Source organism: Bacillus sp. hwrm1, from assembly GCF_040207805.1.
GTDB classification, from domain to species: domain Bacteria; phylum Bacillota; class Bacilli; order Bacillales; family Bacillaceae; genus Bacillus; species Bacillus velezensis.
In genome coordinates, this window is sequence record NZ_CP157943.1 from 851,506 (window position 1) to 874,845 (window position 23,340).

The 23,340-nt window shown below is 46.1% G+C and carries 27 protein-coding genes; 21 read left to right on the forward strand and 6 right to left on the reverse strand.

From position 1 onward, the window contains the following. Window positions 1-7: 7 nt before the first annotated feature. The gene (locus tag ABK447_RS04390; RefSeq protein WP_003151934.1) at window positions 8-508 is read right to left on the reverse strand and encodes a phosphatidylglycerophosphatase A; all 501 of its coding nucleotides are present in this window, start codon (window positions 506-508) and stop codon (window positions 8-10) included. Between the two features lie 154 nt (window positions 509-662). Between ABK447_RS04390 and yutH the strand changes: the two genes are divergently transcribed. The 5 genes from yutH (at window position 663) to ABK447_RS04415 (ending at window position 7,245) form a co-directional block, all read left to right on the forward strand. After that, complete coding sequence (gene yutH, locus ABK447_RS04395; RefSeq protein WP_094031251.1) at window positions 663-1,679, forward strand: spore coat putative kinase YutH; 1,017 nt, start codon at window positions 663-665, stop codon at window positions 1,677-1,679. A gap of 201 nt (window positions 1,680-1,880) precedes the next feature. Beyond that, window positions 1,881-3,182, forward strand: a complete 1,302-nt coding sequence (locus ABK447_RS04400; protein ID WP_003151938.1) for a homoserine dehydrogenase — start codon at window positions 1,881-1,883, stop codon at window positions 3,180-3,182. Continuing rightward, a complete protein-coding gene (gene thrC, locus ABK447_RS04405) occupies window positions 3,182-4,240 on the forward strand; it encodes a threonine synthase (protein WP_007408726.1) in 1,059 nt (352 codons plus the stop codon). Before ABK447_RS04400 ends, thrC begins: the two co-directional genes overlap by 1 nt. Beyond that, window positions 4,237-5,166, forward strand: coding sequence for a homoserine kinase (gene thrB / locus ABK447_RS04410; RefSeq protein ID WP_025285215.1), 930 nt, complete (start codon window positions 4,237-4,239; stop codon window positions 5,164-5,166). Before thrC ends, thrB begins: the two co-directional genes overlap by 4 nt. A 102-nt stretch (window positions 5,167-5,268) precedes the next feature. Next, window positions 5,269-7,245, forward strand: a complete 1,977-nt coding sequence (locus tag ABK447_RS04415; RefSeq protein ID WP_038459717.1) for a S9 family peptidase — start codon at window positions 5,269-5,271, stop codon at window positions 7,243-7,245. A 40-nt stretch (window positions 7,246-7,285) separates the two neighbouring features. On the opposite strand, the gene ABK447_RS04420 is transcribed toward ABK447_RS04415, so the two are convergent. Then, a complete protein-coding gene (locus tag ABK447_RS04420; RefSeq protein WP_169510385.1) occupies window positions 7,286-7,621 on the reverse strand; it encodes a NifU family protein in 336 nt (111 codons plus the stop codon). 79 nt (window positions 7,622-7,700) lie between these two features. On the opposite strand from ABK447_RS04420, the gene ABK447_RS04425 reads away from it, so the two are divergent. Further along, on the forward strand, window positions 7,701-8,027 hold the full coding sequence (locus ABK447_RS04425; protein WP_015418136.1) for a YuzD family protein: 327 nt from the start codon (window positions 7,701-7,703) through the stop codon (window positions 8,025-8,027). 37 nt (window positions 8,028-8,064) lie between these two features. Here the strand turns inward: ABK447_RS04425 and ABK447_RS04430 are convergent, their stop codons facing one another. Continuing rightward, window positions 8,065-9,132, reverse strand: a complete 1,068-nt coding sequence (locus ABK447_RS04430; protein WP_032867139.1) for an NAD(P)/FAD-dependent oxidoreductase — start codon at window positions 9,130-9,132, stop codon at window positions 8,065-8,067. A 266-nt stretch (window positions 9,133-9,398) separates the two neighbouring features. Here ABK447_RS04430 and ABK447_RS04435 point away from each other — a divergent pair, with 266 nt between their 5' ends. The 4 genes from ABK447_RS04435 (at window position 9,399) to ABK447_RS04450 (ending at window position 12,405) form a co-directional block, all read left to right on the forward strand. Then, entirely contained in the window at window positions 9,399-9,635 is a 237-nt protein-coding gene (locus tag ABK447_RS04435; RefSeq protein ID WP_007408721.1) for a YuzB family protein, read from the forward strand. Between the two features lie 133 nt (window positions 9,636-9,768). Continuing rightward, window positions 9,769-10,986: a NupC/NupG family nucleoside CNT transporter gene (locus ABK447_RS04440; protein ID WP_012118346.1), complete on the forward strand. Its 1,218-nt coding sequence runs from the start codon at window positions 9,769-9,771 to the stop codon at window positions 10,984-10,986. 123 nt (window positions 10,987-11,109) lie between these two features. After that, entirely contained in the window at window positions 11,110-11,964 is an 855-nt protein-coding gene (dapF, locus tag ABK447_RS04445; RefSeq protein WP_012118345.1) for a diaminopimelate epimerase, read from the forward strand. Between the two features lie 78 nt (window positions 11,965-12,042). Then, the gene (locus ABK447_RS04450; protein WP_003151967.1) at window positions 12,043-12,405 is read left to right on the forward strand and encodes an iron-sulfur cluster assembly accessory protein; all 363 of its coding nucleotides are present in this window, start codon (window positions 12,043-12,045) and stop codon (window positions 12,403-12,405) included. A 142-nt stretch (window positions 12,406-12,547) separates the two neighbouring features. On the opposite strand, the gene ABK447_RS04455 is transcribed toward ABK447_RS04450, so the two are convergent. After that, window positions 12,548-13,309, reverse strand: coding sequence for an SDR family oxidoreductase (locus ABK447_RS04455; protein WP_100001604.1), 762 nt, complete (start codon window positions 13,307-13,309; stop codon window positions 12,548-12,550). Window positions 13,310-13,685: 376 nt separating this feature from the next. On the opposite strand from ABK447_RS04455, the gene ABK447_RS04460 reads away from it, so the two are divergent. The 7 genes from ABK447_RS04460 (at window position 13,686) to ABK447_RS04490 (ending at window position 18,656) form a co-directional block, all read left to right on the forward strand. Then, window positions 13,686-14,225, forward strand: a complete 540-nt coding sequence (locus ABK447_RS04460) for a GNAT family N-acetyltransferase (protein WP_100001602.1) — start codon at window positions 13,686-13,688, stop codon at window positions 14,223-14,225. Window positions 14,226-14,483: 258 nt separating this feature from the next. After that, entirely contained in the window at window positions 14,484-15,056 is a 573-nt protein-coding gene (locus ABK447_RS04465) for a hypothetical protein (protein WP_007408715.1), read from the forward strand. A gap of 67 nt (window positions 15,057-15,123) precedes the next feature. Continuing rightward, window positions 15,124-15,459 (forward strand): uberolysin/carnocyclin family circular bacteriocin, encoded by a 336-nt coding sequence (locus ABK447_RS04470; RefSeq protein WP_003151973.1) that lies wholly within the window; start codon window positions 15,124-15,126, stop codon window positions 15,457-15,459. An 82-nt stretch (window positions 15,460-15,541) separates the two neighbouring features. Then, window positions 15,542-17,197: a hypothetical protein gene (locus tag ABK447_RS04475; protein WP_064107705.1), complete on the forward strand. Its 1,656-nt coding sequence runs from the start codon at window positions 15,542-15,544 to the stop codon at window positions 17,195-17,197. Further along, entirely contained in the window at window positions 17,190-17,894 is a 705-nt protein-coding gene (locus tag ABK447_RS04480; protein ID WP_015418131.1) for an ABC transporter ATP-binding protein, read from the forward strand. Before ABK447_RS04475 ends, ABK447_RS04480 begins: the two co-directional genes overlap by 8 nt. Next, window positions 17,891-18,418: a stage II sporulation protein M gene (locus ABK447_RS04485; RefSeq protein ID WP_015418130.1), complete on the forward strand. Its 528-nt coding sequence runs from the start codon at window positions 17,891-17,893 to the stop codon at window positions 18,416-18,418. Before ABK447_RS04480 ends, ABK447_RS04485 begins: the two co-directional genes overlap by 4 nt. A 16-nt stretch (window positions 18,419-18,434) precedes the next feature. After that, a complete protein-coding gene (locus ABK447_RS04490; RefSeq protein ID WP_003151978.1) occupies window positions 18,435-18,656 on the forward strand; it encodes a DUF5970 family protein in 222 nt (73 codons plus the stop codon). Between the two features lie 60 nt (window positions 18,657-18,716). Here the strand turns inward: ABK447_RS04490 and guaC are convergent, their stop codons facing one another. After that, window positions 18,717-19,697: a GMP reductase gene (gene guaC, locus ABK447_RS04495; RefSeq protein WP_012118338.1), complete on the reverse strand. Its 981-nt coding sequence runs from the start codon at window positions 19,695-19,697 to the stop codon at window positions 18,717-18,719. Between the two features lie 216 nt (window positions 19,698-19,913). On the opposite strand from guaC, the gene ABK447_RS04500 reads away from it, so the two are divergent. After that, window positions 19,914-20,057, forward strand: a complete 144-nt coding sequence (locus ABK447_RS04500) for a hypothetical protein (protein ID WP_003151982.1) — start codon at window positions 19,914-19,916, stop codon at window positions 20,055-20,057. 40 nt (window positions 20,058-20,097) lie between these two features. Here the strand turns inward: ABK447_RS04500 and yumC are convergent, their stop codons facing one another. Beyond that, window positions 20,098-21,093, reverse strand: a complete 996-nt coding sequence (gene yumC / locus ABK447_RS04505) for a ferredoxin--NADP reductase 2 (protein WP_100001600.1) — start codon at window positions 21,091-21,093, stop codon at window positions 20,098-20,100. 311 nt (window positions 21,094-21,404) lie between these two features. Here yumC and ABK447_RS04510 point away from each other — a divergent pair, with 311 nt between their 5' ends. The 3 genes from ABK447_RS04510 (at window position 21,405) to ABK447_RS04520 (ending at window position 23,313) form a co-directional block, all read left to right on the forward strand. After that, on the forward strand, window positions 21,405-22,625 hold the full coding sequence (locus ABK447_RS04510; protein ID WP_033574903.1) for an NAD(P)/FAD-dependent oxidoreductase: 1,221 nt from the start codon (window positions 21,405-21,407) through the stop codon (window positions 22,623-22,625). A gap of 173 nt (window positions 22,626-22,798) precedes the next feature. Then, a complete protein-coding gene (locus tag ABK447_RS04515; protein WP_007408708.1) occupies window positions 22,799-22,924 on the forward strand; it encodes a YuiA family protein in 126 nt (41 codons plus the stop codon). 68 nt (window positions 22,925-22,992) lie between these two features. Continuing rightward, window positions 22,993-23,313: a YuiB family protein gene (locus ABK447_RS04520; RefSeq protein WP_025285206.1), complete on the forward strand. Its 321-nt coding sequence runs from the start codon at window positions 22,993-22,995 to the stop codon at window positions 23,311-23,313. Window positions 23,314-23,340: the final 27 nt, after the last annotated feature.

Sequence of the window (23,340 nt, forward strand, 5' to 3'; positions counted from 1 at the left end):
GCCGTCCTTATTCTGTATTTCTTGCGCTGTGAGCAAGCCGGCTTGAAGCCGCTGCTGCGATTGCGCCGACGATATCATCAAGAAACGTATGGCATTCGCCCGTAGATTTATCATTTAACCGCCCGAGAATACCGGGTTTTTCTTTGTCAATGTAGCCGTAATTCGTAAAGCCGATTGAGCCGTATATATTCACGATAGAGAAGGCGAGCACCTCGTCAACCCCATACAGGCTTTCATCAATCGCCAGAATGGTCTGAAGCGGTTCAGACAGCTTTTTTTGTTCGGCGAGCACATCTAATTCTATTCCTGTTAAAATGGCGTTTTGCACTTCGCGTTTTGCGATGACACGATCCACATTGAGCCTGCATACTTCCATCGTCAAATCAGGATGATATTTTTTTTGAAGGAAATACACCAGCTCGGCAATATCGTCCGTCTCAACCCCCCGTTCTTTTAGACGCGCCCTGGCGACAGCTTCCACCTGATTCAGTTGTTCCTTTTCTGACATTTGCTTCACCCAATCTTTTTTTACTAGTTTATACAACACTCTTCCGATGTGTACGATGTTTCTCCACTTGATTCAAAGGATTACAATATGTATTCATAATTCCGCCGGCGTATGACTACGATGTGAATAGCTCTAATTTTTCAGGCAGGTGATTATGATGAAAAGCATCATTAAAGAAAAGTACGGCATCCACGTCAGACAGCTTTCCGTTTATCAGAAATACCAATGCTTCCAGACGCCTAATTCCTTCTTTCTTATAATTCCCGTTTCCGGGTTTTCGCAATCAGAGCTGACGGAGCTTTACTACATGAGTCAGTATTTACAAGAACAAAGTGACCCATACGTTTCAGTGTTTATCTTTACGAAGGAAGGAGAACTGACCTTTGAGGACGAAGGCAAAACGTATGCGCTCTTAAAAGCGCCGATTCCCGTCTCAAACCGGTCGTTTTCTGTCGGAGGGGAGCTTGCCGAATTTCACAGAAAAGGGCGGGGTTATCCGTACGAAGTGAAAGAAGCGGGCAGGATCGGCCAATGGAAGGACTTATGGGGAAAACGGGTGGATCAGCTGGAATCATTCTGGATGCAGAAAATTCATATGTCTCCGCTTGAACCGTTCGAAAAGAAAATGATCGAAGCATTTCCTTATTATTCAGGCTTAGCGGAAAACGCCATTCAATATTTAGTGGATACGGAGCTGGATGACAATCCCGGCGCAGAAGACTCGGGGACAATCTGCCATCAGCGGATGGAACGGGATACCTGGTCGGAGGAATCATTGATCCGCATTCCGGGCGATTGGGTATTCGACCATGCTGCCCGTGATATTGCGGAATATATGCGCAGCACATATTTGTATCATCGGGACGACCTGCTCAAAGATGGGTTTTTGTTTCTGCAGGAATATGAGCAAGTTACGCCGTTATCCTCCTTTTCCAAACGCCTGTTTTACAGCCGCCTGCTGTTTCCGCTCCATTTCTTCGAGACGGTGGAGAGCTATTACATTTCTCATGATTCTGAAAAACAGTATTACGAAGAGCAGCTTGACTACATTCTTGCCGACTGCACCCGCTATGAACAGTTTTTACAGACATGTCACAACATGATGAATGTCAGGTCGGCGCAGGTTTTTGTCCCGCCTGTGGCGTGGCTCGGGAAAGGAATCAGTTCGTAAGAAAATATGACGTAAAAATATTTAGAAAATAGGGAATCTTGTCATATCAGTGTGTTAAGCGTTTTCATAGCCGTAGAAACAATATTCAGCCGCTTGTCAAAACAAATGCGGGCTTATATAATATTTGTAACTTAAATGTCTGTGAAGGGTTAACAATTGTCCTTTTCTAGTGGACAAAAGGAAGAAAGGTGGAGTTTCTCTTTGGAAGCGATTCGTATTGGACTGTTAGGACTGGGAACCGTGGGAAGCGGAGTCGTCAAAATTATACAAGATCATCAGGATAAGCTTATGCACCAGGTCGGCTGTCCGGTGACGATCAAAAAAGTGCTAGTTAAAGATATTGATAAAAAACGAGACGCAGATCTGCCGAAAGAAGTGCTGACGACAGAGGTCTATGATGTGATCGATGACCCTGAAGTCGACGTGATTATTGAAGTCATCGGCGGTGTCGAACAGACGAAGCAATATCTTCTTGATGCCTTGAAAGCGAAAAAACATGTTGTGACCGCAAATAAAGATCTGATCGCCGTATACGGGTCAGAGCTTTTAGCCGCCGCAAAGGAAAATGGCTGTGACTTGTATTATGAAGCGAGTGTCGCCGGCGGAATCCCGATTTTACGCACGCTCGAAGAAGGCCTTTCCTCTGACCGGATCACAAAAATGATGGGAATCGTCAACGGAACGACAAACTTCATCTTAACGAAAATGATTAAAGAAAAAAGCCCGTATGAAGAAGTGCTGAAGGAAGCGCAGGATCTCGGATTCGCGGAAGCGGACCCGACCGCCGATGTAGAAGGGCTCGATGCCGCGCGCAAGATGGCGATTTTAGCCCGTCTCGGCTTCTCTATGAATGTCGATCTGGACGATGTCAAAGTAAAAGGAATTTCCCGGATAACGGATGAAGACATCAGCTTCAGCAAACGGCTCGGCTATACGATGAAGCTGATCGGCATCGCCCAGCGTGATGACAATAAAATCGAAGTCAGCGTTCAGCCGACACTGCTCCCGGATCATCATCCGCTCTCTGCGGTGCATAACGAGTTTAATGCCGTTTACGTGTACGGAGAAGCCGTCGGCGAAACGATGTTTTACGGCCCCGGAGCCGGAAGCATGCCGACTGCGACATCGGTCGTTTCCGATCTGGTCGCGGTCATGAAAAACATGCGTCTCGGCGTAAACGGAAACAGCTTTGTCGCCCCGCAGTTTGAAAGAAATCTGAAGCAGCCGTCTGATATCTATGCCCAGCAGTTTTTAAGAATTCACGTCAAAGACCAGGTCGGCTCTTTTTCAAAAATCACATCGGCCTTCTCAGAGCGCGGCGTCAGCTTTGAAAAAATTCTGCAGCTGCCGATCAAAGGCCATGACGACCTCGCGGAAATCGTCATCGTCACGCATCATACATCGGAAGAAGATTTCAGTGACATTCTGCAAAACTTAAATGACCTCGAAGTCGTACAAGAAGTAAAAAGCACATATCGCGTAGAAGGGAACGGTTGGAGCTAATGTGGAAAGGACTCATCCATCAATATAAAGAATTTCTGCCGGTGACGGATCAGACGCCGGCCCTGACATTGCATGAAGGCAACACGCCGCTGATTCACCTGCCGAAACTTTCCGAAAAGCTCGGAATTGAACTGCATGTGAAAACAGAGGGCGTTAATCCGACGGGATCCTTTAAAGACCGCGGCATGGTCATGGCGGTCGCCAAAGCGAAAGAAGAAGGCAATGATACCATCATGTGCGCCTCTACAGGGAACACATCCGCGGCAGCTGCGGCATACGCGGCGAGAGCCGGCATGAAATGCATCGTCATCATCCCGGACGGAAAAATCGCCTTCGGAAAACTTGCGCAGGCCGTCATGTACGGTGCGGAAATCATCGCGATTGACGGAAACTTTGACGACGCGCTGGCCATCGTCCGGTCGATTTGCGAAAAATCACCGATTGCATTAGTGAATTCAGTAAACCCTTACCGGATTGAAGGGCAAAAAACAGCGGCCTTTGAAGTATGCGAACAGCTCGGCGAAGCGCCGGACATTCTGGCGATCCCGGTAGGAAACGCCGGGAATATCACGGCCTACTGGAAAGGGTTCAAAGAATACCATGAGAAAAACGGCACCGGACTTCCGAAGATGCGCGGTTTTGAGGCGGAAGGTTCTGCGGCTATCGTCCGCGGCGAAGTCATTAAAAATCCAGAGACCGTTGCGACGGCAATCCGAATCGGGAATCCTGCCAGCTGGGACAAAGCGGTGCTCGCTGCGGAAGAATCAGCCGGAAAAATTGATGAAGTCACAGATGAAGACATTCTTCACGCTTATCAGCTGATTGCCCGTGAAGAAGGCGTGTTTGCCGAACCGGGCTCCTGTGCATCCATCGCCGGCGTTTTGAAACAGGTAAAATCCGGTGAAATTCCAAAAGGCAGCAAGGTTGTCGCAGTTTTGACCGGAAACGGCCTGAAAGATCCGAACACGGCTGTAGACGTATCTGACATAAAACCGATTACGCTGCCGACAGATGAGGACAGTATCCTGGAATACTTAAATGGAGCGGCGCGTGTATGAATGAGGCGGAGATGCTGTTTTCCATTACGGTTCCGGGAAGCACCGCCAACTTAGGGCCTGGGTTTGATTCCATCGGGATGGCGCTCAGCAGGTACTTGAAGCTTTCGGTTTTCCGAAACGATGAATGGCAGTTCTCGGCGGAAACCGAAACTGTCGCGGGCATCCCTCAAGGAACGGACAACCTCATCTATCAAGTCGCCAAACGGACGGCTGACCGCTATCAGAAAGAGCTGCCGCCCGCCCATGTCAAAGTATGGAGTGACATCCCCCTTGCACGGGGTCTCGGAAGCAGCGCGGCCGCTATCGTCGCCGCCATTGAGCTTGCGGATGAGTTATGCGGCCTGCAGCTGTCTGAAAGCGACAAGCTGCACTTAGCCAGTCTTGAAGAGGGACACCCTGATAATGCCGCTGCTTCTCTTGCAGGAGGGCTTGTGATCGGCCTTCACGAAGAAGATGAAACACATATCGTGCGTGTTGCCGAAGCGGATATCGATGTTGTGGCAGTGATTCCGTTTTACGAAGTTCTGACCAGGGACGCAAGAGACGTGCTCCCGAAAGAGCTGCCTTACCGGCACGCCGTTAAAGCAAGCGCCGTCAGCAACCTTCTCGTTGCTGCGATCATGTCAAATGACTGGGCGCTCGCCGGGAAAATGATGAGAAAAGACATCCTCCATCAGCCGTACCGCGCCATGCTTGTTCCTGAGCTTTCAAAGGTGGAACATGCGGCCGAAATGAAAGGCGCTTACGGAACGGCGCTGAGCGGAGCGGGACCGACGATTCTTGTCCTGATTGAAAAAGGAAAGGGAGAAGAGCTGAGAAAACAGCTTTCTGAGCATTTCCCCCACTGTGAGATTGCGGCGCTTACCGTCCCGTCAGAAGGAAGCGTAATTGAACGGAATCCTTTAGAACAGGTGAAAAGTGTATAATGATAAAAAAGCGTTCTTCCCATCAGAGAAGGACGCTTTCTTTTTCTGGAGAAGGATTTTTATTTAGGGAAGCGAAATAAAAAAGAAAAGGAGGAGAAACGATTGAAAAAACTCATAACCGAGGAGGACATTGCGACTCTCGTATCCGTGACAGACCCGCAATATGCCCCTGACGGCAGAAGAGCCGCTTACGTCCGGACAACAGTCAATCATAAGCGTGATTCCTATTCCTCAGCCATTATGGTATATGACACAGAATCCGGCATCTCAAACCCGTGGACTTTCGGGGACAACAGAAATACAAGTCCGCGGTGGTCACCTGACGGACGGCGCCTCGCCTTTGTTTCTGACAGGGAGAACGGCGTCCCTCAGCTGTACATCATCAACGCTGCCGGAGGAGAGGCGGAGCAGGCGGCCGATATTCCTTGGGGCGTATCAGATCCGATATGGGCGCCCGACGGCAGATCCGTGCTTGTGTCCGTCAGTCTGACATCAGCGGAGCGCGCCGATGAGAAAGAAAAAAAGAAGCATGACGAGTATGAGCCGGTTGACATTCAGTCATTAACATATAAACGTGACGGGAAAGGCCTGCTGAACGGAAGCTGGGCCCAGCTTGTGCTGATTCATCTTGAAACGGGGGAGATTCGGCAGCTGACGGATCATGAAGCGGATCATTATGGCGCGGCCTTTTCACCGGATGGCAGGCAGCTTGCGTTTACCGCCAATTTATGCGAGCCGGGTGACGCCGGAAAGCCGAGCGATGTCTATCTGATGAATCTGGCGGATGGAAGCCTGAAGCAGATTACGCCGCACCGCGGTTCTTTCGGTTCCTGCGTGTTTTCACCGGACGGTTCTTATATCGCGATGCTGGGCCATGAAAATGAATTTCGCAATGCGACTTTAGAGAAAGCGTGGCTGTACGACGTGAAAACTGAGCGGCTGTCCTGCCTGACCGACATGCTGGATGTTCATTTGAGCGATGCGCTGATTGCGGATTCAATCATAGGAGGAGTGACGCCCCGGCCGGTATGGACAAACGACGGGCAGGGTTTTTACGTTCTCGGGAGCGAGCAGGGAAGCACCGGTATTTATTATATCTCGATTGACGGCCTCGTATATCCGATCCGACTAGAAGAAGAGTATGTGAACGGTTTTGCTTTTCATCCTGATCAGAAAAGCTGTATCGCTGTTATTGCCAAACCCGCACAGCCTTCCGAGCTTTACAGCATTTCGCTCGAAGATGGGGAAGAGAAGCAATTGACATCCGACAATGATCGGTTTATTGAGGAGCGCATCATATCCGTGCCGGAAAAGCTGCAATATGAAACAAAGGACGGGCTGACGGTAAACGGCTGGTTTTTAAAGCCCGCCGTTTTTGAAGAGGATCAAACTTATCCGCTCATTCTATACATACACGGCGGGCCTCACATGATGTACGGCCATACGTATTTTCACGAATTCCAAGTGCTGGCCGCACAAGGATATGCTGTCGTGTATGTCAACCCGAGAGGAAGCCACGGCTACGGGCAGGATTTTGTCAATCGTGTCAGGGGTGATTACGGAGGCGGAGATTACCGTGATGTCATGCAGGCGGTGGATGAAGCCGTTCAGGCGTATCCGTTTATTGACAGCGGCCGTCTCGGTGTGACGGGCGGAAGCTACGGAGGGTTTATGACAAATTGGATTGTCGGGCAGACCGGCCGTTTTAAAGCAGCCGTCACGCAGCGCTCCATTTCAAATTGGTTCAGCTTCCACGGTGTCAGCGATATCGGCTTCTTTTTTACCGACTGGCAGCTCGGACATGATTTGTTTGAGGAAGCGGATAAGCTTTGGGATCGTTCTCCTGTAAAATATGCGTCCCGCGTTTCGACGCCGCTTTTGATCCTGCATGGTGAGCGAGATGACCGCTGTCCGATAGAGCAGGCGGAGCAGCTCTTTACCGCATTGAAGAAACTGAACAAAACGACGTCGTTCATCCGGTTTCCGAAAGCCACGCATGAGCTGTCGAGAAGCGGCCATCCGGAACAGCGGATGAAACGCATCCGTTATATTTGTTCATGGTTCGATGACTATTTGTAAAAAATAAAAAACCAGGCTGTAATGCAGCCTGGTTTTATGATTAAAATACTTGTTCTACTTCAACGACACCCGGTACTTCTTCAAGAAGGGCGCGTTCGATTCCGGCTTTCAGCGTAATCGTTGAACTTGGGCAGCTGCCGCATGCGCCAAGGAGGCGAAGCTTTACAATGCCTTCGTCTACGTCAACAAGCTCACAGTCACCGCCGTCACGAAGCAGAAACGGGCGTAATTTATCCAATACTTCCTGTACTTGCTCTTTCATTTCAACCTCAGTCATGAGATTCGCTCCTTTCATATACATAAAACCATTATATTCACAGTAACGGTAAAAATCTAATGTTTGGTTTGCAAAGCTGCTTTCCCCATTATAGCATATTTAAACTTGAACATAAAAACCGTTTTTTATACAAAAGCTGCCTCGTCCTTTGTATACTGGTGTAAAGGGGATGATATACATGATTAAGCCGGTTACGCTCAGTGTTTACGGCGCTGAAACGCTCTGCGCAAGCTGCGTGAATATGCCGAGCGCCAAAGATACGTTTGAATGGCTGGAGGCGGCGCTGCAACGGAAATATCCGGAGCAGCCTTTTCACATGCGGTATATTGATATTGACGCACCGCCTCAGCAAAAGGAGACAGAAGAGCTTGCGGAGCGCATCAGAAACGATGAATTTTTCTATCCGCTCGTGCTGGTGGAGGATGTCATTGTGGGGGAAGGGAATCCGCATTTAAAAGATATATATGAAGAAATGGAAAAGCGCGGCTATGTTGCGGGCTCTTAAAAATGGCCGCTGATTGCAATCAGCGGCTTCTTTCTTATCAGCCGTTATGATGCTTGTACATCCATAAAAGGCCTGATTTTAATAAACGGGGCACACGCCCGATGAGCGGACGATCGTTGACAAGACCGAAGCCCGCTTTTTTTCCGAGTGAACCGAGAACGCCTTTCAGCTTAAATTGCGGCATTGTTTCCGGCAGCTCTTCATTGTTCCAGCGTTTCAGGAGGATCTGCACAATTTGTTCCGCTTGCGCTTCAGCCAGCTGGGCGCTCGGCGCATGCGGCAGGCTCGCGCAATCACCGACGACGTAAACATGCTCATCGCCCGGAAGGTTGTGGTGCGGTGTTAAAACGATGCGGCCCTGCGGATCTTTTTCAGCGTCCAGTTCTCTGACGGCTTTATTCGGCTGAATTCCCGCCGTCCACACGATGGCATCGGCCGCTATTCCTTCATCATGATTATAAACGATCCCGTCTTCCACTTTTGTAATATTCGCATTATTGATAATGGTGACGCCGTGTTCTTCAAACCATTTCTGAACATACTTGCTGAGTCTTTTCGGAAAGCTTGATAAAATCAGGTCGCCCCGGTCAAATAACATAATCTTCAGATCGTCACGGCTCTCTCTTAATTCACTGGCAAGCTCCACGCCGCTTAATCCCGCTCCGACGATAGCGACAGATGCATTGGCGCCGAGGTTGTTCAGCTTTTGATAGGCTTCGCGTGACTGATCAATGGTCTGAATGCTGTAAGTATGTTCCGGCGCGCCGGGCACGTTATGATACTTATCCTCGCAGCCCAGTCCGATCACCGCGTCATCGTAAGAAATCGGTTCGCGGTCATGAAACAGAACCTGTTTGTTTTTCGTGTCGACGGAAGCCACCTCACCGTATTGAACATCCAGATTCGGATGCTCAGGAAAAGACACCCTGATATGATGATCAGAAATCGTGCCGGCGGCGAGCGCATAATATTCTGTTTTTAAGCAGTGATACGGGTTTCTGTCAATCAGCGTGATGGATATATCTGACGGAAGCTGGTTCGGCAGTAAGCGGTGCAGCACCCGCATGTTTCCGTAACCCCCGCCGATCAAGACCAATTTTTTCATAATGATTCCCCTTTTGCCCGAAAAATATGGTAGTCAATGTTGTTACAAAATAACGAACTATGTAAAATAACATCTAGAATTATATCGAATTTGATCTAAAACCACAATAATAGTTTTAAAATAACCTACAAATTGACCAGAAAACACGTAATAGTAAAACCTTTAACCTGAATTAATATGTTACGATAACATTGAGCGTGAAACCGGATCTTTGACGAATAGAGGAAATTCCGTTAGGATAAGGTACATATGTGAGGTGAAACCGCATGAATCCGATGATTGAATTCTGTGTCAGCAATTTAGCGCGCGGTTCCCAGGAAGCACTTGAGATCTTAGAGAAGGATCCGAACTTGGACGTGCTTGAATACGGCTGTTTAAGCTATTGCGGGAAATGCATGGAGTCCCTGTTCGCCCTGGTCAACGGCGAAGTGGTCACGGGAGGCACGCCTGCTGAACTGGTTGACAACATATATACATTCATAGAAGAAAATCCGATGTTTTAATCAGAGGCTCCGAATGGGGTCTCTTTTTTATTGCGCCCCGGGTTTTGCAAAATAAAAAATTTGTAGACAGCAAAAATAAATATTGTTATCTTAATAAAGACTTTTTTTAAATAAAATTTTAGAGGTGGATTCATTGAATATCGTTTGGGGGCTGCTCGGGGCAGTTGCTATATTAGCCATTGCTTTTTTGTTATCAGAGAAGAAAAGCAAAATTAACCTGCGAACCGTCATTGTCGGTTTATGTTTACAAATGGCCTTCGGATTCATCGTATTAAAGTGGGACGCCGGACGGGCCGTATTTTTATGGTTCTCAAGCCGTGTGCAGCTTCTCATTGATTATGCGAACGAAGGCATCAGCTTTATTTTTGGCCCGCTGTTAAAAGTGGGCAGCAGCCCGGCTTTTGCGCTGAGCGTTCTGCCGGTCATTATCTTTTTCTCAGCGCTGATTGCCGTTTTGTATCACTTGAAAATCATGCAGCTCATCTTTCGCGTCATCGGAGGGGGACTGTCAAAACTTCTTGGGACAAGCAGAACAGAATCGCTTGCGGCGGCTGCGAACATTTTTGTCGGACAGTCTGAATCACCGCTTGCCATTAAACCGCTGATTGCGGGATTGACCCGTTCCGAGCTGTTTACGATTATGACGAGCGGCCTTTCGGCTGTAGCGGGTTCGACGCTTTTCGGTTACGCCCTGTTAGGCATTCCGATCGAATACTTGCTGGCGGCCAGCTTTATGGCGGCACCCGCCGGTCTCGTGTTCGGAAAAATTTTAATACCTGAAACGGAAAAAACGCAGACGATAAAAGGCGATTTTAATATGGACGAAGAAGGCGAAGGCGCCGCTAATGTGATTGATGCAGCGGCAAAAGGCGCGTCCACGGGCCTTCAGATTGCTCTAAATGTCGGCGCCATGCTGCTTGCGTTTGTCGCGCTCATCGCCGTAGTGAACGGAATTCTCGGCGGAATCGGCGGCTGGTTCGGTTTCAAACATATTACATTAGAATCCATTCTCGGTTACGTGTTTTCACCGATCGCATTTGTAATCGGCGTTCCTTGGCATGAAGCGCTCGGAGCGGGAAGCTATATCGGACAGAAACTTGTGCTGAATGAGTTTGTCGCTTATTCAAACTTCGGTCCGCATATTGCGGACTTTTCTAAAAAAACGTCTACGATTATCAGCTTTGCGCTGTGCGGATTTGCCAACTTCTCTTCGATTGCGATTATGCTCGGCACACTGGGCGGTTTGGCCCCAAGCCGCCGTTCGGACATTGCGCGCCTCGGATTAAGAGCGGTTATTGCGGGAACACTCGCAAACCTTCTCAGCGCGGCGATTGCCGGCATGTTTATTTAGTAAACGATAAAAGCTCCCTGCATATGCAGGGAGCTTTTATGTATGAAAAACGGGGGATATTTGTATTGTGTCCGAGCAGAAGAGCTTTTATACTAAGTAAAAGAAAAAAAGTTGGAGGCCGATATGAATTCATTCCGTTTTACCAAGATGCACGGTCTTGGAAACAGTTATATATATGTAAATCAATTTGAAGAACAGCTGCCGGAAGAACGGCTGGCTGAGATTGCCGTTAAAGTGTCCAGCATTCACACGGGCATCGGCTCTGACGGAATGATCCTCATCTGTCCGTCAGAAAAAGCGCCCGTCAAAATGCGGATTTTTAATAATGACGGCTCAGAAGGGAAAAATTGCGGCAACGGCCTTCGCTGTGTGGCAAAGTACGCATACGAACATAAGCTGACAGAAGAAACGTCCTTTTTCATTGAGACGCTTTCAGGTCTAGTGAAAGCAGACATTACAGAGGACAACGGGATTGTGCGTGAAGTCGCCGTCGATATGGGCGAACCGCGCCTCACCAAAAAAGAGCTGCCGATGCTCGGCAATGAAGATGAACGGACGATCGATGAAACCTTTGTTTTTGGAGAAACGGAGCTTTCCGGAACAGCCGTATCAATGGGAAACCCCCATATTGTTTTTCCGGTTGCGGATATCAATCAAGCGCCTCTTACAACGCTCGGTCCCGTCATTGAAAAAGACCCGAGATTTCCGGAAGGCGTCAATGTCGAATTTGTGGAAACCGTCAGCGCCGATGAACTTCATTTCCGCGTATGGGAACGCGGCTCCGGCATTACACAGGCTTGCGGAACAGGCGCCTGTGCGGCGGCTGTCGCATCCGTATTGAACGGTGTTTCCGAACGAAACCGGGATATCACCGTTCATTTAGCGGGAGGCGACCTTGTGATTAATTGGCAGGACAACGGGCACGTACTGATGACGGGACCCGCCGAAACCGTATGCAGCGGCGTCTATTATTTGTAAACAGCTCGTTTGAGAAATACTCTCCTCAAGGTTTATAATAGATATCAGCATCCGTTTTTAAAAAAAGGAGGTCTACCTATGAGTGTTCCAGTAACCATCACTGAAGCAGCGGCTTTGCATATAAAAGATATGATGAAAGAGCATGAAGAAGAAAACGCGTTTCTCCGTGTGGGCGTAAAAGGCGGCGGCTGCAGCGGCCTGTCTTACGGAATGGGATTTGAGCACGAAAAAGGCGAAAAAGACAGCATGTTTGAACAGCACGGAATTACCGTTTTGGTCGACAGCGAAAGCCTTGATATTATGACCGGCACGATCATTGACTTCAAACAGTCCATGATGGGCGGCGGTTTCACCATTGACAACCCGAATGCCATCGCTTCCTGCGGCTGCGGTTCATCTTTCCGCACGGCCAAAAACGCCGGTACGCCGGAAGAGTGCTAAGGGTCAACCCGCCATTATTAGGATGAAAAAATATGACGCCTTTCTTTTCGATGGCGCTTGCACCATTGTTAAGAAAGGCGTTTATCTGTTTAATAAAAGGAAAACCCGCTCAACAGAAGCGGGTTTTCCTTTTTCAAAGAGGTTATTCAATTGTATGTTTCATCGTATGGTACATATTTGCCGTATGTTCATCGGCTTTATCCCGTGACATGCGCAGCCGTTCTTCTGAAGAACCATATCCGATTTCTTGTTTGCCCTCTTTCAGTCCTTTAAAAATCCCATCAGCGAATTCATCCAGCGGTTCCCCTTGCGTATGCAGCCCTGCTCCGCCTAAATCTGTATTCACCGCCGGAGGCGCAACTTCAATCACTTCTACAGATGAATCAGAAAGCTGATGTCTCAGACTCATTGTAAATGAATGAAGCGCCGCTTTCGTTGCTGAATAGATCGGTGCAATGGCAAGCGGTGTAAAAGCCAATCCCGAAGAGACGTTAATGAAAGCCGCATCTTCTTTTCCGGCAAAAAACGGAGCGAACAGCATAGACAGGTGGAAGGGAGCTTCAATGTTCGTTGTGATTTCTTTATTGAAATAGTCCCAATTGTCCTTCGCATCCGCTTTCAGCACATGAAAACGTTGTTGAATCCCCGCGTTGTTTACTAACACATTCACTTCCGGATAATTTTTTTTCACCCAATCAAACAGTGATATACGTTCAGATGGAATGCTCAAATCACTGACATATGTAATAAGATCCGGGAATGTTTCCTTTGCTTTTTGAAGAGCGTGCTCACGCCGTCCGGTCACGATGACTTTATTTCCCGCTTTTAAAAACCGTTCTGCGAAAGCCAATCCTATTCCGGCATTTCCGCCTGTAATCAGTATTGTATTTCCCGTCAGTTTCATATTATCTCCTCTTTTCCGATTGTTTTTACATTTCTTTGTCAACATTTCAGCTTTGATCCAATCAATATATTCATCCCGCAAATAGGCATGAAATAAGACAGCAGTGATTCTGTAAAATTGATTTTTAGATCATCGGGAAACCCGCCAAAACTATTCTTTCCTTGTCACAATATGATGATACGGCTTAAAGCACGGTTTAAGTCAACAAAAGAACCTTGTGCTTCCGTTTCGGTTACTCACATCAGACATAGGTCACGAAAGGAAAGGTGAACGTAAAGTCTTGGAATTTTCTTGATGCGATAAAGCGTACCGTATCACATGGGTGAGAGGCAATTAAAAAAACGTTTCTGATCAAAACAAAAGGACGGCGATGCATATGCAGGAAGGAAACAGCGTTGATATCAGGCCGCTCAGCTTGAATGATGCAGAGCAGGAACTGGTTTTGCAGACGGAAAACCGCATGTTTTTTGAACGGTTTGCCATGACGAGACAAGAGGATTTTTATACGCTGGAAGGCCTGAAAAAACGAATTGAACAATCACTGAAGAATGCGGAAAATGATACTGAATACAGCTTCGGCATTTTTCTTCAGGATCAGGCCCTGATTGGCACGATCAGCCTTTTTCAGGTGGTTCGGGGTTCCCTCCAAAGCGCTTTTATCGGTTATTTTTTAGATGGCAAATATAACGGGAAAGGCTATGCGACGAAGGCTGTCAAGCTGGCAGTCGATTATGCATTCAATGAGCTGGAACTGCATCGGATAGAAGCCGGAGTCATGCCGAACAATAAGGCGTCAATCCGGGTGCTCGAAAAAGCTGTCTTTCATAAAGAAGGCATTGCGAGAAAAAAAGTAAAAATAAATGGAAAATGGGAAGATCATCAGGTGCTGGCGATCATACATCCGGAGGATACATGACGATATCCTCCTTTTTTATATCCTGCGTCTCTTTCGACAGGTTCTTCCTAAAACTTCAAATCAATTGTCTAAATCATACTATTTGCAAATTCGAAAAAAAATAAAGGGTACATAGCACCAAAAACTCTGAAAGATGTGCTCTTTGTCAACACGTTCTAAAGTCATATTTTTCGAAAGGATATTGATTTTTTGATAGGATTAAACTAAATTGTAAAAGTATAGAATAGTTAATTTATTTTGTAAGAAAAGGATGATAATATGATAGGTCAATTGAGCAATAAAAAAATATTTTTAAGTTCTTTTTTCATCATTTTGATCTGTTCATTACTCTTCCAATTCAGTATTTCAGATAAAGTTCTGCAGTCGTATTATTCTTCCGTCGGAGAAAATACCTACGATATCGGGGAGAAAAGTGTTCGTACGATTGTCATGTTTCTGCAAGGGTTTATGATCTTCACAACTTTTGTGGAAATTCTGATAGGCGGATTTCTGTTATTCGTTGCCGCTTTTATTCTCGGTACAAAAAAACCGAAAAAAATATATTTGCTTCTATATACGCTGACTTCTTTAATCTCGGCATTTAAAATGTTGATTCTTTCAGTTGTTAACTACTTAACGGCTGATTCCTCGCTTATATATTCTGCCGGCGGCACCAGCTTGAGTCTGCAGCTGCTGGATCCATTTCTGCTCATATCAATCGCGGCTCTTTATGCTGCTGCGGGAAAACTGACCGATCTCAGTAAAGGCAAGAGAATCATTTTGACTGGATGTTTTGTTTTACTAAAACTCTTTACTATTTTCTTAAACTATTTTATGGCGGATAAAATTTAGCTCGGGAGAGAGTCAATTAAGCTGAATTTTATTATAAATTAAAAAAACAGAGTAGGGAGATGTTATGATGAACTTAGTAAAATCTAATAAAAAGTCTTTCATTTTGTTTGGCGCGGCTCTTGCTGCAGCAACATTGGTTTATGCACTATTATTAACGGGAACTGAATTAAACGTGGCGGCGGCTCATGCATTCTCAGCCAATGCTGAATTAGCTTCTACTCTCGGCATCTCTACAGCAGCAGCTAAAAAAGCAATTGATATTATTGATGCGGCATCAACAATTGCTTCTATCATTTCTCTTATCGGTATCGTTACAGGCGCAGGCGCGATTTCTTATGCAATCGTTGCAACAGCAAAAACAATGATTAAGAAATACGGCAAAAAATACGCAGCTGCTTGGTAAAGTCGATCAATAAATAATTGCTCTTTTTGTACAAGCTGCAAAAAGAGCCTCTCTCCCAAATACATATGTAAGGATTGAAAGTATGATAGTCAAACAAATTGCGGCTCTTATCAAATATAATACCCTGTCATCGTTTCGAAAAAGAAAGGAAGATTGGGGCATTCCTCAACTCAACAGCAAACTGCTGTCTGCCATTATTATTTCTCTGTTATGTTTATATCTCGTTTTCCTGGGATGCGGTGTTGTATTCGGGACAAAACTGATTCAGCTGCCCCTCAGCGCATGGGGGCAATTTGTTTTAATCGCCGTTTCACTTGAGCAGCTTTTTTGGGCTGCCGGCTTCTTTAAAGAACACCACAATGCCTTTCTGCTTGATACGCGCAAGGTCATTCATCAATTAAAAAAGGTTCGTTTTTTACAGCTGTTTTCTGTTTTTGCCGGCCAGGCGATCAAAAAAACCATTTTCGTATGGTATCTTTTTGTTTTTCCGGTCTTTTTGTTTTTATCAAGCGCAGGCATGACCGGGTCTGCGGCGGTCATCGTATTTTTCTTGGGCTTCGTTTATTTTCTTCTCAATTTATTTTTATCTATGCTGTTTTCTTATGTTGTTTATCTTCTTACAAATATGTGGAGCAAATTGTTTTACTTGAAAATCATGAAAGGCATTTTATTCAGCGTCAGCCTGCTGGTTCCGCTTGCAGTCGGGTATGCCGTTTATCTTCTCGTGTTTGGGGAGTATACCGCAAAGGATATTTCAAGCTTTACGGAGTCACCGGCTTTCCGGAACATCCTCATGAATACGCCGTATGTATGGTTAGCATTCCGCTCACATTCCGTGCTCGTTTTCGCTGCGGTGTTTGCGGTCGCCGTCCTTTTAACGGCGGGGATGTTTAAACTATGGTCGGCCACGCTGAAGAAAATGGACCTTATTCCTTATATGTTTTTGACAAATGCAGATTTTGCGCCAAAGCTGAAATTATATAGAAATAACAAAATATTTCATGCCGTTTTTCAAAAGGATCTGCTGTTTTTATCGAGAATTGACGGGTTTTTTATCAGGAACTTCGGCAGTATGCTGTATTTGTTCATGCTGTTTTTAGGTTTTTGTATTCCGCTTCTGTCGCATCATTTTATCGGGTATTCGGCAGCCGCCATCGTGTCTGCGGCGGTTATCATTGCGAACTTTTCGTATCAGCTCGTAGGAGATGCGCTCAAAACAGTGTTGTCAGTTGACGGGGAAATAAAAAATCAGCATCTGTTTCACCGGAATATCAAACATGCGTGGCAGCTGGTGTTTCCGAAAGTATGTATTTATAATCTCGCCGCTCTTATCTATTCGTTCATCATCACCATTTTGATTACGGTGTTTTTTCCGTCTTCCGCTGCGCTGACGATTTACTTGTTTATTGTGTTTTTATGTTCGGGTTTTTTATACAGTCTTGTCCAGATTTCAAGCACCGCCCTGTATCCTAAGAAAAACTGGGAGCATATGTACGAAATTGGAGAAGCGGGGAAAGCAAAGACGTATAACAACTTATACGGATCTTTCATTTTCATTGTGTCGCTTCAAATCGCTGCGATCACGTCGTATTTTATCTATAAAAAGCCGGAAATTGAAACGATGCTTATTCATTCTGCATCAGGTATTTTTGTCCTGTTCACACTATTAAACTATGGAGTCATGTTTCTGTTTCTTCGCAGAATCAATATGGCGGAAAGGTTTGCGAACAATGATTAAATTAGTGAATATACAAAAAAACTATAGTGAAAAACAGGTGTTGAAAGATATTTCGTTTGAGGTGAAAAAAGGCTCAATTTATGCTTTGCTGGGGACTAATGGAGTCGGGAAAACAACGACTTTGAAAATCATTTCGGGCCTGCTTAAACCGACTTCAGGCAGCGTCATGATTGACGGTAAGGAACTGGATTCAGAAGAGGGGGGGCAAATATCGGCTGATATCGGTTTTGTGCCCGACCATGCCTTTTTATATGATTACTTAACGGGAGTCGAATACCTGCGTTTTACAGCGGAGATGTTTGAAGTGCCGTCTCAGCGGACAAATGAGTATATAAAGAATATGTTAGAGACGCTGAAGCTTGCTCAAGACGGAAATCAGCTGATTAAAACATATTCACATGGAATGAAACAAAAATTATCAATTGCGGCCGCGCTCATTCATCAGCCAAAGATATTAATTCTTGACGAACCGCTGACGGGCATTGATTTAATCAGCGGTAAAACGATACGGACGTTATTAAAGGAATACGTCAAACAGGGACATACGGTCCTGTTATCGACTCACTTGCTGGAGCTGGCACATTCGCTGTGCGATACGATCGGTATTATACATGAAGGCGTTTTTGCGGCGGAGTATCAGTCATCCGAGCATTCATTAGAAGAGATTGAAAAATTGGCTGAGAGTATCTATACATGATGAACCGCATGTTGCCGGCAATCAGGACGTCCGCCATTCCGTTAACCGCATCATTGCTGTTTTTTTCAGGCGGTGTAATCGCTGCGTTTTTTTCCGATCACTTTGTTTCAACCGCGTCTTACAACGGCTCGTCAGGCGCGGTTGAACTGCTGAAAAACAATGCAATCGCTTGTCTGTTTTTAGCCGCGGGTTTTTTTACCTTTGGGTTGACCTCAATCTTTTATTTATTCACCAACGGGTTTATTTTAAGCGGCTCTATTATAGAAAATCTGCATAGCGGGGTTCCTTTTTATCAGATTTTTTTACTGCTAATTCCTCATGGTATATTTGAAGTTCCCGCGTTATTATTAAGTGGCGCCATTGGTTTTAAGGGCGTTGAATTGGTCATCAGGCTGTGTTTTTCTAAGGAAAAAAAGATAATGGCTTCAATGTTCAGGCATATTGGAATATTGGTGCTCATAATTATTTGTCTGCTGATCGCCGCTGCCATTATTGAAGCTTACATCACACCAATTTTTAAGTAAAAGGGGCAGAAATCATATGAGAAGTAAATTATCATTAATCGGTGTGCCGATTGTTATGATTATCGGTTATATCATTTCTTTATCCTTTGAGTGGCTGTTTCCTGTTCTTACTTTTGGGGTGGCAGGACTATATCTCTTTATATTTGCACCGGTGCAAAATAAATTCATTCGTTACATCTTTTTGTTTATTTTTGTGATTAATCTGTTGGCCAGTGCGGCTCTTTATTTCGGTATTTAATAAAAAAATGACATTCATATTGAATGTCATTTTTTTATCTTTGAGCGGCCCTGCTGCGTGTTAAAATCTGTCGCCGTTGAAAATAGAGTTTTTTACGATCACGTAGTCGACATTGCGGATGGCTTCGAGTGTATTGCCGCCGGCGTAAGAGATGGAAGATTGCAGATCCTGCTCCATTTCAACCAGCGTGTCCTGTAAAGACCCTTTATGCTCGACATGCATTTTTTTGCCTTCGACGTTTTTCTTTTCGCCTTTTTGAAATTCGGAAGCGGAGCCGAAATATTCTTTGTACAGCTTTCCGTCGATTTCGATCGTTTGTCCCGGTGATTCTTCGTGGCCGGCGAATAATGATCCGATCATGACCATAGACGCGCCGAAACGGATGGATTTCGCAATATCGCCGTGCGTGCGGATGCCGCCGTCAGCAATGATCGGTTTGCTCGCCGCTTTTGCGCACCAGCGAAGCGCGGCTAATTGCCATCCGCCGGTTCCGAAGCCGGTTTTAATTTTGGTGATGCAGACTTTCCCGGGGCCGATTCCCACTTTTGTCGCGTCGGCGCCCGCGCGTTCCAGCTCCCTTACGGCTTCAGGCGTCCCGACATTCCCTGCGATGACAAAGCTTTCCGGGACATGTTCTTTAATAAATTGGATCATGCTGATCACGGCATTGGAATGGCCGTGCGCGATATCAATGGTAATATAATCCGGCACAAGCTCCTGTGCTTTCAGCTCCCGGATGAATTCATAATCATTTTCCTTTACGCCGACACTGATGGAAGAAATCAGTCCGCGCGCTTTCATATCCTGGACAAAAGCCAGGCGTTTTTCCGGCTCGAAGCGGTGCATGATATAAAAATACCCGTTTTCCGCGAGCCAGGCCGCGATGTTTTCATCTATAATCGTCTGCATGTTGGCCGGCACGACCGGAAGTTTAAACGTGTGTCCGCCCAATGTAACTGATGTATCACATTCAGATCGGCTGTCCACAATGCATTTTGCAGGAATCAGCTGAATATCTTCGTAATCAAATACATTTTCCATATATAACACCCCTAAAAGCGAATAATAGAATTAAATAAAATTAAAATGTTCGTCTTTTTATAATGTACTTTGTTTTGTCAGGAATGTCAAATGATTTCATGCCGCCTCATATGCGGTCAGCTTGTCATCCATTTGCAGTTTGGTTATCATAGTAGTATTGGGTGTTGTAAGACATTTGTTACGATAGATAGATTTGCAAAGAAGGGAGGGGCCGGTGTGGAACAAAAACAGCCCGGGCACAGCCCGAAAGCCCAGAAAATTCAGGACCGGATTATTTTAGGCACGATTTGGGTCGTGTCGGCGCTTGTCATTGCGCTCGTTGTCGGAACCGTCATGAATTATATTTGGATGTTTAAATAAAAAAGAGTCTGTGCCGGTATGACACAGACTCTTTTTTGTATTATTTTTCAAACATGCTTGTAGAATGCAGAGGCTGGACGCGCGCTTTCGGGTCCATGTAAGCCTTCGCGTTGTTCACGGCTGTCGGAGCTTCGCCGAAACCGCTGGCGATCAGCTTGACTTTGCCTTCATATGTGCAGATATCTCCGGCGGCAAAGAAGCCTTCAATATTCGTTTCCATCGTGCTTTTAACGACGATGGAATTTTTCTCGATGTCAAGGCCCCAGTTTTTAATCGGGCCGAGAGAAGAAACAAAGCCGTAGTTTACGATCAGGTCATCAATTTCGATGATTTCTTTACGGTCGCCTTTCACTTCTTCGAGAACGAGCTGTTCGATCCGGTCTTCACCGACAAGTTCAGCGGGAACAAACGGTGTCACCACGTTGACTTTAGAATTATGCAGGTTTTCGACACTGTGCTCATGCGCGCGGAATTTATCACGGCGGTGGATGATGCTGACTTCTTTCGCGATCGGCTCAAGCATGAGCGCCCAGTCAACCGCGGAATCGCCGCCGCCCAGAACGGCAACGCGTCTGCCTGCGAATTGATTGAGGTCGTCAATGAAGTAGTGCAGGTTTTTGCCCTCATATTGTTCCGCTGATTCCAGTTCAAGCTTTCTCGGCTTAAATGCGCCGTTTCCCGCGGTGATAATAACCGTTTTTGAATAATGCGTTTCTGAATTCGTGACAAGCTTAAACACACCGTCCGCCTGTTTTTCAACAGATTCAACGGCCTGCTCTAAGCAGATGGTCTGATCAAACTTCGCCATTTGCTCTTTTAAGTTGTTCACAAGCTCTTGGGCACGGATTTTCGGGAATCCGGCTACGTCATAAATATATTTTTCAGGGTACAGCGCGCTGAGCTGGCCGCCAAGCTGAGGCAGGCTCTCGATGATTTTGACGCTCGCCTGTCTCATTCCCCCGTAAAAAGCGGTAAACAGGCCGACCGGGCCGCCGCCGATGACCGTAATATCATAAACCTTTGAATCCTCTTGCATACCAAATTGCCTCCTAATTGAAAATTGTTATTAATTATAACATACAATTTAAAAGGATGACGAGTGCCGAAAACCGCCCGGCCGCTTCATTCTTGAAAAAAGTTGCGGCCGCCGCTAATATGGGGACAAATTCCAATCTGTTTTTTCCTGAATGTTTTCTGATTCTTCCGGATAGTATGGTGATATGCAGACATGTGCGGTTTTCTAAAAAATTTTATATTTCATTTCATAAAATCCCGCCAATAAGCTGAAGCTAATACAAATGTTGATTTGATTATGCGTCTAACAGCAAAAAAAAGAAGGTGGATGTGATGGCATTGAATAAACCCAAAATCGTGGTTTTAGGTGCAGGTTATGGTGGATTAATGACAGTAACAAGGCTTCCGAAGCATATCGGGGCAAATGACGCTGACATTACTTTGGTCAATAAACACAATTATCATTATGAAACGACATGGATGCATGAAGCGAGCGCAGGAACGCTGCATCATGACCGCTGCAGATATCAAATAAAAGATGTAATCAATGAATCACGGGTCAAATTTGTGCAGGATACCGTAAAAGCGATAGATGTGCAAAATAAAAAGGTGACGCTTTCACAAGGGGACATCCCTTATGATTATCTTGTCATCGGGCTTGGCGCCGTCCCTGAAACATTCGGGATTAAAGGCTTAAAAGAATTCGCTTTTCCGATCGCGAATATTAATACGTCGCGCCAGCTGAAAGACCATATTGAGCTCCAATTTGCGACATACAATACGGAGGCCGAAAAACGCCCTGACCGCTTAACCATCGTTGTCGGCGGAGCGGGCTTTACGGGAATTGAATTTCTCGGTGAACTTGCGAACCGCAAGCCGGAGTTATGCAGATATTATGATATAGATGAAAGTCTCGTCCGGATCGTCTGTGTCGAGGCCGCCCCGACGGTTTTGCCGGGATTTGATCCGGAGCTTGTCGAATACGCCGTTCAATACCTTGAGAGCAAAGGCGTTGAATTTAAAATCGGCACCGCGGTTCAAGAATGCCGCGCAGACGGTGTCACAGTCGGCAAGAAAGATGAAGAACCGGAAGAAATCAAATCGCAGACCGTTGTCTGGGCCGCGGGCGTGCGCGGACATCCGATCGTGGAGGAAGCGGGTTTTGAAAATATGCGCGGCCGTGTCAAGGTCAACCCTGATCTTCGGGCGCCGGGTCATGATGACGTTTTTATACTCGGCGACAGCTCGCTCTTTATCAATGAAGAGACGGAACGGCCGTACCCGCCGACTGCTCAGATCGCGATGCAGCAAGGAGAAACGGTCGCCAAAAATCTGGGCGGTTTGATTAAAGGAGGCCAGCTTGAAGAGTTCAAGCCTGACATTAAAGGAACCGTTGCCTCCCTCGGTGAGCATAACGCTGTCGGAGTCGTATACGGCAGGAAGCTCAAAGGCACGCCGGCGTCCTTTATGAAAAAGGTCATTGACAACCGCTCGCTCTTTATGATCGGCGGGCTGGGCCTGACGCTGAAAAAAGGGAAGTTTAAATTCTTCTGAAAACCCGCGGCCGCGGGTTTTCTCTTCTTTTAAAAAAGAGCGCTATCAAAAGAATGTAAAAGAAAAAAATAAATGTTTTCGCTTACATGAGTTATTTTGTTACATATTCTGACTTGGTGCTTGACAAGTAAATATGATATATTATCAGAAAATTAAGAAAAAGGGTGATCCGCATGAAAACGACAGCAAAAAGCACGGCGGCGTGTCCGTTCTGCTCAGGTAAAGGGTATTTTCAATTGCTTCTTGGCGGCTCCGAAACATGTCCCTCCTGCCAGGGAAGCGGCAAAGAGAGACGCTGATTTTTCCAGACGTTGACTTTTTTACCGCCCCCGAGGTACACTGAAAGTGCTGTAGGGGGTGGATGTTTGTGATTAGTTTGCCGGTCGTCCTGATCTCAATCGTACTATTTTTTGTACTGTTTTTCGGCATAGGCTTTCTGTTGAACATGCTGCTTAGAATGTCGTGGATTATGGCTGTTGTCTATCCGATTGTATGCCTTTTCATTATCAGCAATAAAAAGATGATCAGTTACGTGCAGGCGCCGGGGGAATCCTTTCAAAGCCTGTTTCAGCGTATCATGTCATTAGCGGTTGCGGATGTCGTGATTTTGGCGGGCGGACTGGCGGGAGCCATCACGTCAGGCATTGCCATAAAGGCGCTCAGAAAAAGAGGATATCAAATGTTTTAAGCCGCTTTCTTATTTGAGAAAGCTTTT